Source organism: Bacillus sp. FJAT-29790, from assembly GCF_019039215.1.
Classification (GTDB): Bacteria; Bacillota; Bacilli; order Bacillales; family Cytobacillaceae; genus Cytobacillus.
In genome coordinates this window covers 273,393-289,764 of record NZ_JAHNZZ010000003.1, presented here as the reverse complement: position 1 = coordinate 289,764, position 16,372 = coordinate 273,393, and the positions used below count along the sequence as shown (strand labels likewise).

The 16,372-nt window shown below is 36.5% G+C and carries 13 protein-coding genes and 1 pseudogene; 12 read left to right on the top strand and 2 right to left on the bottom strand.

From position 1 onward, the window contains the following. Positions 1-225: 225 nt before the first annotated feature. The gene (locus BGM26_RS18100; RefSeq protein WP_217041697.1) at positions 226-807 is read left to right on the top strand and encodes a YkoP family protein; all 582 of its coding nucleotides are present in this window, start codon (positions 226-228) and stop codon (positions 805-807) included. 110 nt (positions 808-917) lie between these two features. Here BGM26_RS18100 and BGM26_RS18095 read toward each other — a convergent pair whose 3' ends face one another. After that, complete coding sequence (locus tag BGM26_RS18095; RefSeq protein WP_217041696.1) at positions 918-1,769, bottom strand: metallophosphoesterase; 852 nt, start codon at positions 1,767-1,769, stop codon at positions 918-920. A gap of 778 nt (positions 1,770-2,547) precedes the next feature. Next, a complete protein-coding gene (locus tag BGM26_RS18090; RefSeq protein ID WP_217041695.1) occupies positions 2,548-3,798 on the bottom strand; it encodes a Zn-dependent hydrolase in 1,251 nt (416 codons plus the stop codon). 213 nt (positions 3,799-4,011) lie between these two features. Between BGM26_RS18090 and BGM26_RS18085 the strand changes: the two genes are divergently transcribed. The 11 genes and pseudogenes from BGM26_RS18085 (at position 4,012) to argH (ending at position 16,350) form a co-directional block, all read left to right on the top strand. Further along, the gene (locus BGM26_RS18085; protein ID WP_217041694.1) at positions 4,012-4,767 is read left to right on the top strand and encodes a DUF2087 domain-containing protein; all 756 of its coding nucleotides are present in this window, start codon (positions 4,012-4,014) and stop codon (positions 4,765-4,767) included. Positions 4,768-4,791: 24 nt separating this feature from the next. Next, positions 4,792-5,148, top strand: coding sequence for a GIY-YIG nuclease family protein (locus tag BGM26_RS18080; RefSeq protein WP_217041693.1), 357 nt, complete (start codon positions 4,792-4,794; stop codon positions 5,146-5,148). 360 nt (positions 5,149-5,508) lie between these two features. After that, positions 5,509-6,759: an MFS transporter gene (locus BGM26_RS18075; protein WP_483297816.1), complete on the top strand. Its 1,251-nt coding sequence runs from the start codon at positions 5,509-5,511 to the stop codon at positions 6,757-6,759. Between the two features lie 290 nt (positions 6,760-7,049). After that, positions 7,050-8,075, top strand: a pseudogene (locus BGM26_RS22025) (HAMP domain-containing protein); the annotation flags it as partial. After that, positions 8,067-9,014, top strand: coding sequence for a methyl-accepting chemotaxis protein (locus BGM26_RS22020; RefSeq protein WP_483297825.1), 948 nt, complete (start codon positions 8,067-8,069; stop codon positions 9,012-9,014). The pseudogene BGM26_RS22025 and the gene BGM26_RS22020, both read left to right, overlap by 9 nt. A 319-nt stretch (positions 9,015-9,333) precedes the next feature. Beyond that, positions 9,334-9,807, top strand: a complete 474-nt coding sequence (locus BGM26_RS18065; RefSeq protein WP_483297815.1) for a CarD family transcriptional regulator — start codon at positions 9,334-9,336, stop codon at positions 9,805-9,807. A 217-nt stretch (positions 9,808-10,024) separates the two neighbouring features. Next, positions 10,025-10,765, top strand: a complete 741-nt coding sequence (locus tag BGM26_RS18060) for a MerR family transcriptional regulator (protein ID WP_217041690.1) — start codon at positions 10,025-10,027, stop codon at positions 10,763-10,765. A 306-nt stretch (positions 10,766-11,071) separates the two neighbouring features. After that, entirely contained in the window at positions 11,072-11,251 is a 180-nt protein-coding gene (locus BGM26_RS18055; protein ID WP_254119684.1) for an anti-repressor SinI family protein, read from the top strand. 222 nt (positions 11,252-11,473) lie between these two features. After that, the gene (locus BGM26_RS18050) at positions 11,474-12,796 is read left to right on the top strand and encodes a hypothetical protein (protein WP_217041688.1); all 1,323 of its coding nucleotides are present in this window, start codon (positions 11,474-11,476) and stop codon (positions 12,794-12,796) included. Positions 12,797-13,363: 567 nt separating this feature from the next. Further along, a complete protein-coding gene (locus BGM26_RS18045) occupies positions 13,364-14,935 on the top strand; it encodes an APC family permease (RefSeq protein WP_217041687.1) in 1,572 nt (523 codons plus the stop codon). An 86-nt stretch (positions 14,936-15,021) separates the two neighbouring features. Then, positions 15,022-16,350 carry an argininosuccinate lyase gene (gene argH, locus BGM26_RS18040; RefSeq protein ID WP_217041686.1) on the top strand — a complete coding sequence of 443 codons (1,329 nt, stop codon included), beginning with the start codon at positions 15,022-15,024 and terminating at the stop codon, positions 16,348-16,350. Positions 16,351-16,372 lie beyond the last annotated feature (22 nt).

The following is a 16,372-nucleotide window of genomic DNA, read 5'->3' as shown; positions in this document are numbered from 1 at the left end:
GTGCCCGCAGCGGAAATCAACGGGCAAACTTTGTAGGCTAAAACAACAATATATGCGAAAACTGCCTAAAGAAACAACACTTCCATAATATTTTTTCGAAAAAACTGCCAAGAACAGTAACCATTTTTCTCTATTAATTTTAAGTGAAAATTTTTCCTTAAATAAAACTTTGTACTTTAATAAAAAATAAAGTGAAAAAAGGAAAGAGAAAGAGAGGCAGGAGGCATGAGAGGTTATGTTCTTTCGATTTGGAGACTAATCGACCCCATTTACTATTTCTGCTCAAATCTTAAATACCCTCCATGTGTTAAAAAGGAAGATAATATTTTCAGGATTAAACTGACAAAATATAAAGGGCGGAATATCGTCCTTTCTGATGGAACACCAATAAACAAAAATGATACTTTAGTAAAGATTCACCTTCACAATGTCAGACTATTGAATGAATTAAAAGACATAAAAAGTGAACTTAAAAAAGCGAAAATTATTTATCGATACGTTCAAAAATCTTTGCCAGGTGTAGAAACTTACATTCGGAAATGTTGCACTTCAAATGAGATAAAGGGAATTATAGGAATTACGCTGTTAAATAAAGGATGTAAAAGGCTTGGGTTTGAGATTTTTGACATCTCTCATCCCATTTATAAATGGTTTAAATGGTTTGCTTTTTTGCCAATAGGGCTTCTTACCAGCCCAAATAGGTCTATCTGGCATATCTTTAAGCATCAAAAGCCAAATTATTTAGTGATGTCAACAAATAAATTATCAAATATGTATGATTCTAGAGGTAGGAAGTCAGAGGTTTGAACGGAGGTAATCGGCGAGTGAGCCAATTACTTTATTTAATGCTAAGTTCTTAACAATATTTTTAATTATGATTTAAAAAGAGAATGCTGTTAAAAATTACAGCATTCTCCCTAAATGGCTGAAAGTGCTTCTTTATCAGCAACTGCCAATGATAACTCATGCAGAGTAATTTCAGGCCGGCTCCCAATACGGATATTTACACCTGTTTGACCAAGACCTTCACTGATATAAAAAGGTTTCCCATCCTGCATATGGAATCCTTTTATAATATTCATCCTTGCAAGCTTTCCCATTTTTACAAGGTGATATGCTTTTGGATAGCAGATTTGCCCTCCGTGGAAATGGCCGGCAAGCAAATAATCAAAATGGTATTTCTTCATATGCAGGACAACATTTGGATCATGGGTTAATACAAGGTTTGTTCCTGGTTTAATCCCTTTGTAAGATGCTTCAAGTTTGCTTCGTTTTGTGCTAAAGTCATCAATGCCAATGATGTTAACTGGATATCCCTGTACAAGAATCGTGTCATTTTCATTTTGCAAAACCTTGCAGTTATATAGTTCAAGCGTTTCTATTAATGTTTGCAAGTTATTATCGCGCAGGACATAGTCATGATTCCCTAGAACGGCATAGATGCCATGTTTTGCATTTAATTGGTTCAGTGCTTCTAAATATGGGATAAGCTTAGGGATGGTACGTTTACGGTCTAGGAAATCCCCAGTGAGTGCAATCAAATCAACTGGCTCCTCTTTTAACTTTTCATACAGTTCTTCAGGGGAAATCGAAATATTTTCGAGATGCAAATCAGAAAGTTGAAGAATATTTAATTTCGGACTATGTCCGCTTAAAAATTCTTTATTAATTTTAACTTTATTTATCACGATATCCTTCGTGTTTTTGTAGGCTTTTTTTATTAAATATAAAAGGAAAATGGCTAGTGCAGCAATGAATAAAATCTTCAAATTTAATCACTCCTTTCATAACAAATTATACATGAAAAAAACTGTCATTTTTACAAGCAATAGATGGCATAAGTTCCATGGCAGCAAATGTTTTAATTGCAAATTTAAGTTTTTTATACATCTGTAAAGCACAAGAAAAGAGCCAAAGGGCTCTTTTTTGTGCTTATTGATTGAAATGATTAGGTAAACGTCTAGCCATAGGACATTCGCGGAACATAATATGAAATTGTGGTTAACAAATAAGTATAAAAAACACTAAAGGAGATGTTTTTGTGAAAGATAAAGGGGTATGCGCCTTTTGTGAAATGTACTTTTGGCAAAGTCAACTTTCATCATTACCAAGGGATAACTTACCTTTTCTTAACCGGAAATATTGCCCAAGATGTTACCCTAGTGTACTGGAAAAACATACCGACATTTATTTTGAATATTAAGAGTAAAAAATTTATCCAGAGTATGGATATGTATGGAAATAGTAGTACAAAAGCAATATCGTGAAGAATTATTGGAATGATACAGTAGAAGAACTTAATAAAGATTGGATTGAACTTATCCAAATGGATATTAATTTGGAAAAACCGATACAGGAAATCAGAAAAACTTTATTAAATTATAAAGGGTAAGATTGTCAGCATAAATAGGAGTCTTGGTAGAAAAACCTTGGTAAGATAAATATCTAATCCTTGAGACATAAGCTGAACATAATATTAAATTGTAAATTTATAAAACCCGTCTCTAGGACGGGTTTTACTGTGGACACTTTGTAGCAATTTCTTATTCATCCGAAAAAAGATGAACTTACTTTTGCATAGTGTAGAACAGCTTCTTCCAATACATCAATCCCATTTATTATGTCATCTAGTTCGGTAAACTCCTCTGGATGATGACTAAGTCCGTCTACTGAAGGAATAAAAATGAGGCCGACTGGACCGAGTCTTGTCATGTTCATGGCGTCATGCCCTGCACCGCTTTGCATCATTTGATGGGAAAGGTCTTTTTCTTTACAAATGGTTTCGAGAACATCCATTAGTTCATTAGACAGCAATACGGGGTTTTCTGAACTGATTTGTTTAGTTTCAAAATCAAGCTTTCTTTTTTTCTGCACGGATGAAATTGTTTGATATAAATGGTCTATGACTCGCTGTCTCGATTCAAGGGAGGAGGATCGAATATCGACTTTGAGCTCAACCTCACCAGGCACCACGTTCATTGCTCCGGAAAATACATCTAAGACACCTACTGTAGCAACGGTGCCATGAGCTTGCTCTTCGTTAGCTGCTTTTTCAAGCTCGAGGGCGATCTCGGATGCTCCAAGAAGGGCGTCTCTTCTCATATTCATCGGCGTTGTTCCGGAATGCGATGCTTTTCCGGCTATTTTAATTAGAAATCTCGCAGGCGCGGCAATACCTGTAACGATACCAATCTTTTTGCCAATGTTTTCAAGCACTGGTCCTTGTTCAATGTGTAACTCGAAAAATGCTTTAAACTTTTCATTTACCCTGCTTGCCTCATCGACATTATTAAAATCTAGAGCACATAGGGAAAATGCCTTTTCCATCGAAATGCCATCCCGGTCTTTTAAATGTCTGTATTTCTCCTTCTCAAATAGACCAGCCATTGCTTTGCTGCCCACTGTAGAGACGCCAAAGCGAGAAGATTCTTCACATGCAAATGAAATAACCTCAATAGGATGATCTGTGACAATTCCTTTTTCATTTAGCCGTTTGATTACTTCTAAAGCCGCGGTTACTCCCACAACACCATCATATTTTCCACCTTGGTAAACCGTATCCAAATGGGAGCCCATAACGACAGGTGCCAGCTTATCCATTTTCCCTTTTCGTCTTGCAATTAGGTTTCCGCAATTATCCAAGCGGATTTCTAGCCCCTCTGCTTTACACATACGCATAAATGCGTGGGTACAAGACTGTTCAAGATTTGTATAGGCAACTCTAGTAATCCCCACATCCCCAGAGTTATATTGATTGATATTATCAAGCAATGCTTGATATCTTTTCTTTCTTTCCATAAAAACAACTCCTTTCGAGATGGTAGCTCTTTAATTGGCTTCACTGCTGCTTGTTCTATGCATTCAATAATAACAAATTCATGTCTTAATACAAAGATCGCATTTCTTATACTTAATTTCAGGCATTTAGTTATTGATGTTGAGTTCACAAATTATAAACAAAATTATATAATGTCTATTATAATACAAACAAATTAAGGTTGTGACTATGTTATGCGTGAATCTGAGCTCTTTTGGGGTGCTTCAGTCGAGGAAATTAAGCGGGGATATATTCAACAGGGAGAACATTATGTTTGCCTTCTTTGCGGAAAGGCAATGGAAAAAGGGATTGTCTTTCATGAGGATGGCGTTTATTACGAAGCTGAAAGATTTATGCGTCTGCATATTGAAAACACCCATCAATCGGTGTTCGATTACTTAATTGATCTTGATAAAAAGCTTACTGGACTTACAGATCACCAAAATCGTCTCCTTCGGCTTTTTTATGAGGGAAAAAGCGATGCGGACGTACAAAAAGAAATGGGGATCGGAAGTGCTTCCACGATTCGAAATCATCGTTTTATCTTAAAGGAAAAAGAAAGGCAAGCGAAGGTGTTTTTGACAATGATGGAATTGTTAAAAGAAAAGGACAATTATGCGCCAGTGTTTATCGACTATCACAAAACGGCCAAGATGGTTGATGACCGTTACAATGTAACGAAAGAAGAAAATGAAAAGTTATTAATGAAGTTTTTTCCAGAAGGTACAAAAGGACAGTTGAAAACCTTCCCGCCGAAAGAAAAACAAAGGCTTGTTGTTCTTCGGGCTGTTGCAGAACGCTTTACGTATGAAACGATTTATGGAGAAAAGGAAATTAATCAAATATTGGAAGAAGTATATCATGATTATGTTTTGTTAAGGAGATACTTAATTGAATACGGTTTTTTAGATCGAAAACCTGATGGCAGCGAGTATTGGCTGAAAAAATAATGTTGGAAAGAGGTTCGAAATTATATGGAACGAAAAAAAGAATTAAAGCAGCTTTACAAAGAAACGGAAATTAAAGCTGGAGTCTATCAGATAAAAAATATTAAAAATCAAATGACTTTTGTTGGAAGCACGAGGAATTTGAAGACCTTAAATGGGAAGAAATTCGAATTGGAAATGGGTACGAGTACAAATAAGCGTCTGCAGGAAGAATGGAACCAATATGGTAAAGATGCATTTGTATTTGAGGTGCTTGAGATCCTCAAAAAGAAAAAAGATGGTTATTTTGATGAAAAAAATGAACTCAAAAAGCTTGAAGAGAAATGGTTAAATAAGCTGCAGCCATATGGAGACATCGGGTATAATCAGGAAAAATCAAGTTGAAGATATGTTGGTTTCTTCAGGAGTTGTTCGTTTTCAATTGAATATCTGTTTAATCAAATTCAATGAACTAAGCTTGTAAAATTTAACTGTCAATGAAAAAATCTTGATTTATTCTATAGGTTCATTTATTATGTAATTAACAAAAAACGGAAGGGTGTCCGTGGAACAATGATCAATTAATCCTATTTTAAAGAAAAATTCGTTAAATATATACGATTCTTTTTTTCTGGATAGGATTAGTCTGTACATTTATATACAAACCAATATGATCATTGTGTCCCTTCTGTTAGGGATGTTGTGCCATTTTTGCTGTTGTATTGTACTTCCTCCTGTCCAGAAATTTCGCAGGAGGTTTTTATTTTGGAAGAAAGTTTATCAGGAAAGAAGTCATCTAACTTGTTTGGCAATCGTGTTTTTCAAGCAATTATTGTTTCCGGATTGTTTTTACAAATCGGCATTTGGGTGCGGAATTTTGCTGTTCTGCTCTTTGTCATGGAACAGACAAATGGGGATCCGTTTGCGGTTTCGATGATTTCTGTTGCAGAATTCGCACCGATCTTTATATTTTCATTTATTGGCGGAACATTTGCTGACCGTTGGCGTCCGAAAAGAACAATGGTATGGTGCGATATTTTAAGTGCCTTATCTGTATTTGCTGTGCTTATCACGCTTATATTTGGATCTTGGCATGTCGTGTTTTTTGCCACTTTAGTATCAGCCATTCTTTCACAATTCTCTCAGCCTTCCGGTATGAAGCTATTTAAAATGCATTTACCGGAGGAACAAATTCAGGCGGGGATGTCAGTCTATCAAACCATGTTCGCCATTTTTATGGTTTTGGGTCCAATCCTTGGAACATTCGCCTTCCAATCCTTTGGGATCGATATTTCCATTGCGATTACTGGCATCGCCTTTTTACTATCAGCTGCTGCACTTGGTTTCCTTCCTCCAGATCACAAAATGGAAGGAGAGAACGGGGATACCTCATTATTACAAGAAATGAAAAGTGGGGTTAAATATGTTTTGGAGAAGAAAGAATTACGTCTTTTAGGTTTATGTTTCTTGGCAGCGGGGCTTGGATTAGGCTTCATTCATCCGCTTTCGATTTTCCTTGTAACAGAACAATTAGGCTTGCCGAAGGAAAACCTCCAATGGCTGTTTATGGTGAATGGAACGGGAATGATCTTAGGGGGAGCAGGTGTGATGATTTTCGCCAAAACGGTAGCTCCGCAAAGGCTACTCACATTTGGCATGCTTGTTAATGGTATTGGCATTGCTGTAATGGGTTTATCAACAAACCTTTGGCTTACATTAACAGCTGAGTTTTTCAATGGGCTTATGTTGCCATGTATTCAGATCGGTATTAATACGATGATTTTGCAAAGAACAGAAGGGGCTTATATCGGCCGGGTCAATGGAATCTTAACCCCTCTGTTCATGGGTTCGATGGTGCTGACGATGAGTGCGGCAGGGATCTTAAAACAGCAATTCTCCTTGGTCGCCATTTTTGAAACTGCGGCAATCGTGTTTCTTATCGGCATGTTTTTCATTTTGCCTTTATACAATCAGAAAGCGGAACCGAAGCTGGAAGCTTTGGGTACAGAGGAATAATAAACAGTTAGGTGCTGAGATTTAAAAAGCAGAGATGTAAATCTCTGCTTTTTTTGTGTTTAAATTGGTTGATTGTTAATTCCTGCTTTTTCTAAATCCTTCTTATTAAATGTTGGTACAATTAAGCGTTCTTTTCAATCCTATACGTCCGAAATCCCTACTTAGTTTTTATATAATTTCGATTATTAAATTGTTATAATTGGATAGTTGGAGTGAAATTCTTCAAATGTATATTTTTAGTAGTTTTACACATCTTTTGTATAACTATATAGAAAGAGGGCGTATTCACAATGAACGAAAAAAAGGTTTTTACCCTTAGTATCAGACGGAAATTACTATTTTCATTTTTATTAATTTTATTAATTCCATCCATCACGATCGGGTTCTTTTCCTTTATTAATGCTCAAAAAAAGGTAGAGGAAAAGATTGAAATCGGTTCAAAAGAAAATGTGCGGATTATTGATCGGTTCCTAACCAATCAAATGAAATCCAAGGTAAATGATGCTTCTTATTTTGCAAATAAATTAAGTCAAACCTCATTTTCTGATGATGAAGTTCAAAGTTCATTGAATGCTTTAAATCAGTATCAATCACTGCATCCGGAAGTTGTTTCTGTTTATGCTGGAACGGAAATGGGCGAGTTTATGGTTTACCCGCCGACTGATCTTCCGGAAGGGTATGATGCTAGAAAACGTCCGTGGTATATCGAGGCTAAACCGATGAAAGGAAAAGCGATTATTACTGAACCATATGTGGATGCTTTTACAGGGAATGTTCTTGTTACGATTGCTCAAGAGTTAAAAGATGGCTCAGGGGTGATTGGCATTGACCTCAATCTCGATGCGGTAACAGAAGTAACAAGCGGGATCAAAATTGGCAAGGATGGATACCCCATTGTTTTAAGTGCAGAAGGAAACTACCTGGTTCATCCGACTGAGGAAACAGGAGCAAAGGCAGAAGGCAGCTGGGTGCAGCCGCTTTTGGAAAAGAAGAGCGGGCAGCTTATTGATAAAACGGATAAGATGGATTTCGTAACGAATGATTTGACTGGGTTTAAGATCGCTGGAATCATGGCGCTAGATGAAGCAAATCAGGATTCAAGGCCCATTTTATTAACAACTTTCTATGTTGTCATCATTTTCATCTTCATTGGAAGCGTTTTCGCCTATTTAATCGTTCGATCAATCACTCGGCCACTAAACCAATTGATCTCTGTCACGGAGAAGGTTATTGATGGCGATCTTACTCAGAAATTTGAAGTTAAAAACAATGATGAGATCAGTAAGTTAGGGATAAGCTTTAATAAAATGGTCGCTTCACTTCAAGAAGTCATTCGACATGTCGGGGAAAAAGCGGACCAGCTTGCTGCTTCGTCTCAACAACTGATGGCAAGTTCAGAACAAAATAATCAAGCGTCGGAACAGGTTGCCAATGCAGTCGAAGAGGTTGCTGCTGGCACAGAGAAACAAACGATAATGGTAAAGGATGGCAATGATGTCATTAGAGGGTTGAACACTGAAATTGAACAGATTATGAAAAGTTCCCAAACCGTTACAAATACTTCAATTGAGGCTGCTGAAGTGGTTATTAAAGGAAATGATGCTATTCAATTATCTGCAAAACAAATGATGAATATTAATGAAACCGTCAATAATCTCGGAATTGTGATTCAGGCGCTCGGTGAACGCTCCGGTGAAATTTATCAAATCATTGATGTTATTTCGGATATCGCTTCACAAACGAATCTATTAGCATTAAATGCAGCCATTGAAGCCGCAAGAGCAGGCGAACAAGGGAAAGGCTTTGCGGTGGTCGCAGAAGAAGTTAGGAAATTGGCCGAGCAGTCCGCTAAGTCTACGGAAAATATTCGACATTTAATCACATCGATCCAAACCGATACTGATCATGCCGTTACATCCATGAGTAAAGGAACGATAGAGGTTGAGAAAGGAATTAGTCTTGTAAAAGATGCTGGAGAAGCATTCCTGCAAATTCAACAATTCGTCGATCGGGTCACTACTCAAATTCAGGAAGTATCATCATCCATACAAGAAATAACACAGGAAGCAGAAGAAGTGGTTCAAATTGTCAATGGAATCGAAGGAATTGCTACAAATACAACTGCAGAAATTCAAGGAGTTTCTGCAGCCACAGAAGAGCAGCTAGCCTCTATGCAGGAGATTGCTGCTTCGGCAACTTCCCTTGCCCATATGGCGGAAGACCTTCAATATTTAATTATGAAATTTAAAGTTTAATCGGGAAGAAGCTGACTCAAATGTCATTAATAATGACTTTTTAGAGTCAGCTTTTCTTATTTATTGGGTTACCAATATCCTTTATGCAATCTGCGATAAGCACTTAAAGTGCCATATTTGCTAAATAGGGATTATACAGATTGAGTGAATTTTTTTGGGTATTTCTAGAAAATTAAATTTTACCATTTTCCCCTTTTTTAGCATTGGAAAACGAGAAAAATATATTGACACATTCACTTTATTCGTGGTAAAATAAAAAATTTGATTAAAATAAATATATATGATACCCTATAGATAAGAACATATGGGGGTGGATGATTTGTTTCAAATTGGCGACAAAGTTTTTTATCCCATGCATGGGGCAGGTATTATCGAAGCCATAGAAGAAAAGGAAATCTTAGGGAAAACACAGGAATATTGTGTGATTACCATACCTCTTAATAAGATGGACATCATGATCCCTACAAAAAAGATGCAGAAATCTGGGGTGCGTTCAATCGTTGATCGGAAGACAATGAACGATATATTATTTGATTTTCACAATGTAGAATCAAATTGCTCTCTTCCTTGGAAAGAAAGATTTAATTCGAATATGGAAAAAATGAAGACAGGCGACATGCATGATTCAGCAGAAGTAGTTAAGGATCTCTTACATCGCGGGAAGGAAAAAGCGCTTAATTCAAGCGAGAAACAAATGTTAAATCAAGCACGAAGAAATATGATTAGTGAGCTGATCTTAGTTAAAGATATCACTGAAAACCAAGCTGCTGATTTATTGAAATTATCAAGCTAACAAGCCCATCCCCACCAGAGATAACCATTTGGTGGTTTTTTATTTAGTGATGCAAATATAACGAGAAACAAAAATATGTTTAGTCAATGAAAAGCCTTTACCTGAAAATTATTTAGGTGAAGGCTTTTTTTATGAAGCTCGAAAAATAGTCTAAATTCCGATTGACTCTCACGTTACGTTATACTTTATAGTAACGATTGAAGGGAGGCAAAGGATAATGAAAGTGAAAGAAGTGGCGGATTTAGTTGGGATAAGTGTGCGTACATTACATCATTACGATGAGATCGGGTTATTAATCCCGGAGAAGACAACCGAATCCGGTTATCGGTTGTACTCAGATGCAAATCTCGAGGTTTTGCAACAAATCTTATTTTTTAGAGAGCTTGGCTTCCCTTTAAAGAAAATTAAAGAGATTATCAATAGTCCATCATTTGATCGAGAGGAGGCACTCAAGCTTCATCGTAAAATGTTGCTTGAGAGAAGAAGGCGACTTGATCAAATGATCACGACGGTTGTGAAAACAATTCAACACTCGAAAGGAGAAATTCAAATGTCGAACGAAGAGAAATTTGCGGGATTTGACTTTAGTCACAATCCATATGAGCAAGAGGCAAGGGAACGTTGGGGAGATAAAGCCGTCGATAAGGCAAACGCAAAGGTAGGGAACATGTCTAAGGACGAACAAAAGGATTTTGCTGAAGATTTTAATGTTATTTATCGAAAGTTAGCTGCAATTCGTCACACATCGCCAAAATCAGAAGAGGCACAAATGGGTATTAAAGAATGGTTTGATTTTTTGAATGAAATGGGCGAATACTCACTTGATGCATTCAAAGGACTAGGCCAAATGTATGTGGATGATGAGCGATTTACTAAGAATATCGATAAATTTGGTGAAGGCTTAGCGGAATTTATGAAAGATGCCATGGCTGTTTTCGCGGATAATAACAGAAAATAATTTGAGTTTTGTTCACGTAAATTAAAGGACATTGTGGCTTATTTTGCCCCAGTGCCTTTTTTATTTATTATGCCAGATTCAAAACGGTGGGTCTTTGTCAGCCCTTTCCAAATATCCATGCAGATGCTGAAATATCTATAAACTGGTATTAAGGAAGTAGGGGAATTTTCCTGTTTTTCGTCGCATAGACTACCATAGAATCATTTTCAAAAAGGTCTGTGAACGAATATCTAAGTCTTTGAATTGTAATCTGATAATTTTTTTAGAATTCCTCACGTATTTTGAAAAGCGAGGGAGATGATGATAGTGAATTCGACCGTGGGAAAACAGTGGGGGAAGCTCGAAGAGGAGTGGATTGCTCTTATATTGACTGCTAAGCAGATTGGACTTACACCGAGTGAAGTCAGGGAATTCATTAAGGGAAATAAGGAGATTAAGACCGAGAAGACACATTTAGCCCGCCCCCATTTAAAAAGCGAGATTTAATCGCTAAAAGTTTTCGGATTCACTAGATTGAAGTTATGGATAGCTAAAATAGGCATGCATTTAAGCAGGCTTATTTTTTGCGTATGAAAATGTAGACTGCATAAGAAAGAACGGATTCTAACATATTGCCAATTTAAAATATGAACTTAATATTTTCCTAAATAATGTGTATTATTAAGGCAGAATCGAAGAAAGCAGTTACAGATAAAGGAGTGCTTGACCATGCTTAGAGTGGGAATAGTTGGTCCACAATCCACTGTCGAAAGAATTATACATATTGCACAAGGTTTAAAGTTAGATGTGATTTTTTTAACGTATCCTTACAAAGAAGTGAAGGAAACAGAGGATATTATTAAAAACAATAGTAACAATGTCGATTTTTGGATTTTTTCAGGGAGAATTTCCTATAACATAGCATGTGAAGCAGAAGGAAATACAGAAAAACAAATTTATATCGAACATACCGAAGCTGGTATTTTCAAAGGGTTATTAGAGTTCTCATTCAAAACTGGTTCTTTTTTAGATCATGTGAGTATAGATGAGATTTCAAAAAGTCATTTGGAGACTGCTTTAAACCAGCTCAATATCCAACCTAAAAATATTTTTGTGAAAACCTTTTCTGAAAAAACGTCTACAGAAGAGTTAATCGATTTTCATCTGCAATTATGGGATAAAGGCGATACAAGAGGGGCGATTACTTGCTTTGAAGAAGTATATTTACAACTTAAAGAAAAGGGTGTTCCTGCATTCAGAATTTCAACAAGTGATATTGAAATCCAGCATACATTAAATATCCTTTCCGAAAAAATAAAGACATTTTACTTTATGGATTCTCAAGTTGCTGTCCAATTATTTGAAATGGATCATTTAGAAAACCATTTCAAAAGTTCGAAACAAACCTATCAGCTGCAATTTATGGAATTAAAGTTAAAAGAGATTCTAATAAATCTAAGTGAACATTTAAATGGATCACTCGTAGAAAAAGGACTTGGACGATATTTAATTTTTAGTTCACGTGGCGACAGTGAAAGAGAAATACAAAAGATTGAAGAGACCGTAAACAATATGATCTTGGAGTCTGGATTGAAGGTGGGCGTCGGTATAGGATTTGGTGAAACGGTATTTTCAGCGGAACTGAATGCAAACAATGCGCTAAGATTATCTAAAGAGAGATTTGGCTCCATTATCATTGTCCAGGAAAATGGCGAAGTGGTTGAGGCAGAAAGTGAAAACATCGAAATGTTTGATTATCCCTACTTTAACGATAAAAACTTTATGACGAATCTCCAAAATGCAAAAATCAGTGTTAAACATTATATCGAAATATTTTCTTTAATTAGGAATGCGGGAATAAAAGATTTTACAATCAAGGACATTTCAATGCAACTTTCCAAGGATGAAAGAAATACAAGAAGATTTATAGAAGGTTTATGTGAGGCTGGTTTAGCTGAATGTATCGGAGTGGAAGAATACCCGACAAGAGGAAGGCCGAGACGGGTATACAAACTGATAAACTCGCCATATAAAACCAATATGGCGTACTAGCGCAACCATTTAAATATATAAATATTTAAGCTACACTAACATAATATGGCGGCGTGAGCGAAGAGGAATTTCCCTACTTAATCAAGCGAATCTAGTCTATTTACTAATTAGCCTAGATAGGCTTATTGAGTTTTAACGTTACTCCGTCCCCATTTCCTTTATATAAAATTGTTTAAGACTGTTGGGAATTATATCTCAACAGTCTTTTTATTAAAATAATAATAATACAAAATTAACTAACAATTTTAAAAAATTATTGCATTTCATAAAAACGTTAAATATAATTCATTTTAGGGTAAATTCGAATTATATACCCCTATATAAAGTTTGAGTACTTTGAAAGGTTCGAGAATATTACGTTTGGGGGCAAATAAGGAAAAAGAAAAATTAATAATAAGTTATGGAGTATTTTAAAATACTATGTAGGGTAAATAAGGGGATTTAATAGATAAATGAGTAAATTTCATAATGTATTTAGCTGAACCGAAAACGAATAATTTTTGATTAAATAAAGGCCTTATGGAATTTATTCAAATATTTATACAACGTTAAGAGAGAGGGAACTTCATGAATCAAGAACAATATTTGAAAAAGAGAATGGGATTTTGGTCACTTACTGCACTGTCTCTTGGTGGAATTATTGGATCAAGCTGGCTTTTTGGGCCGTGGGCAGCGGCAAAATTGGCTGGTCCAGCGGCTATTATGTCTTGGGTAATTGGTGCAATTGCCATTACACTTATCGCTCTTATTTATGCTGAATTAGGAAGAGTTAAGCCTGAAACAGGTGGTCTAGGTCGTTATCCCCTTTATTCCCATGGTACGATGCTTGCTACAGTAACTAGTTACTCCATTTGGCTTGGATATTGTGCAACCGCACCTGTGGAATCCGCAGGAGTTATACAATATGCTAATCAATTCTGGCCAGGTCTGTATGATATGACGAAAGAGCAACTAACTGCAACAGGTATGTTAGCTTCGGTCCTTTTGATGGTATTCTTTGTGGTTTTCAACTATTTTGGTGTAAAATTATTTGCCGTTACGAATACAGTCATTACTACTATTAAATTTATTGTTCCTGTCCTAACAATCATTGCGTTTTTTATGTCAGGTTTTCATGCAGAAAACTTTACAAGTCAAGGGTTTGCACCGAATGGTTATGGTGCTGGATTAAGCGCGATTTTAACTAGCGGTATCTTTTTTGCATATACAGGATTTGGTAATGTGGTAATGATGAGTGGTGAGGTTGTCAACCCTAGACGTAATATTCCACTAGCTCTCATTACTTCTCTTGTAGTTGCAGCCATATTATATGTGTTACTCCAAATCGTTTTTATTGGAGCGGTCCCACCAGAAATGCTTACTAATGGCTGGAGTGGAATTAAGTTTGATTCTCCGTTTGCTAATTTAGCACTTATGGCCAATATGGTTTGGTTATCATGGATCATTACAGCTGATGCAATGGTTTCGCCAACTGGTTCGGCGCTTACTTATACAGCTGGAACTTCAAGACATGTCTTTGGAATGGCGAAAAGTAGGTTTTTACCTTCATTCTTTGGAACAATTAATAAAAGATTTGGTGTACCAACTCGTGCACTAGCTCTTAATTTCTTTATCGGTTTGCTCTTCTTATTTCCATTGAAAAGTTGGACGGCAATTGTTGCCATTGTTGGAGCAATCGGTATTTTTAAATATGCTTCTGCGTGTGTAACGGTCATGGTTTTCCGTAAGGTTGGTCTTACGAAAAACAATGGTCTTCCAGGTATGCATATTATCGCACCGTTAGCCTTTGTTTTTGCTACGCTTCTTATTTATTGGACAAACTGGAGCAGGGTACAACTTGCAATTACAGGATTGATTATCGGAATTGGCGCTTATTTAGTCACTCATTTTATCAATAAATATAAAACGATAGAAATTATTGGTGGTCTATATCTTGTTATTTATATTTTAATGCTTGTAGCAATGTCCTATTTAGGAAACTTTGGCGGTCATGGGATTATTCCTGAGCCATTTATGTCTATTATTGCGGCAATCCTAGGATTTATCTTTTACAATTTCGCTGTTTATAACGGTGTGTGGTATATGCGTAAAAAGGGGAATATTGAAGAATTACAAGAAAGTATATCTAAAATAAATTAAAAGTAATAAATTTTATTATTAGAAAACTTGTTTTTGTATTATCGAAGATGCAAGCAAGGAAGTATAGATAAGGGGTTGAAGTGTAAGTGAAACTATGGGGCGGACGATTTACAAAGCGTGAAGATGAAATTATGGAGAAATTCAATACATCTTTGCCTGTAGATCATCGACTATATTACGAGGATATTACAGGAAGCATTGCACATGTTACGATGCTCGTTAAATGTGAGTTGCTGACAGAGTCTGAAGGGAATCTGCTTATTAGCGGACTTGAATCAATTTTGAGTGACATTGAGTCAGGTGTTTTGAAAGTGGAAGGCGAATATGAAGATATCCATTCTTTTGTGGAAATGAATTTGACGAAGAGAATTGGTGAAACAGGGAAGAAACTTCATACGGCTAGAAGCAGGAATGACCAAGTGGCGGTAGACATGAGGCTTTACGCAAAAAATAAAGCTGGAGAAGTGATGACTGCTCTTCAACAATTGATCGACTCGTTAAATGAAAAAGCAGCAAATAATAATGTCATCATGCCAGGATACACACATTTGCAACGGGCACAAGTCGTAACTTTCGGCCATCATCTCGGTGCATATGCACAAATGTTTAGTCGTGACAAAAAAAGGGTCGGAAATGCCATTGATATTTTGGATGAAAACCCGCTCGGATGCGGTGCATTGGCGGGTACGACCCATAACATTGACCGTCAAATTACGACTGACCTTTTAGGATTTTCTAAACCGGTAGACAATTTTTTAGACGGAGTAAGTGATCGGGATTACTTGCTTGAACTCATGTCTAGTTTTTCAATAGCAATGATGCACTTGAGTCGATTAAGTGAAGAACTCATTCTCTGGAGCAGCCAGGAATTCAAATTCATCGATATGGATGATGCCTATTCAACGGGCAGCAGCATTATGCCTCAAAAGAAAAATCCGGATGCAGCTGAACTTATAAGAGGCAAAGCAGGCAGAGTATACGGGTCTCTCTTCTCATTGTTGACGACGCTAAAAGGCTTGCCGCTCACATATAATAAAGACATGCAGGAAGATAAAGAACAATTCTTTGATGCCATCGATACAGTGATGGATTGCCTTGAAATTATGTCAAAAATGATCGATACGCTGCATGTGAAGGAAGAAAACATGAAAGCTGCCATTAAAGCAGGCTTCTTGAACGCAACCGAAGTAGCCGATTATTTAGTGAGTAAAGGAACAGCATTCAGAGATGCCCACGAAATCGTTGGTAAGCTCATCATTTATTGTGAAGAGCAAAAAAAGGCGATTGAAGATTTAACAATCGAAGAGTTAGCTAAGTTCAGTAGCAGCATCACAGATGACATCTATGAATACATCGACTATGAGAATATTTTAAACAAAGGGAATAAAAAACTTATCAAGCAGATGATGAAATAAAATAATGTAAACAGGACCAATC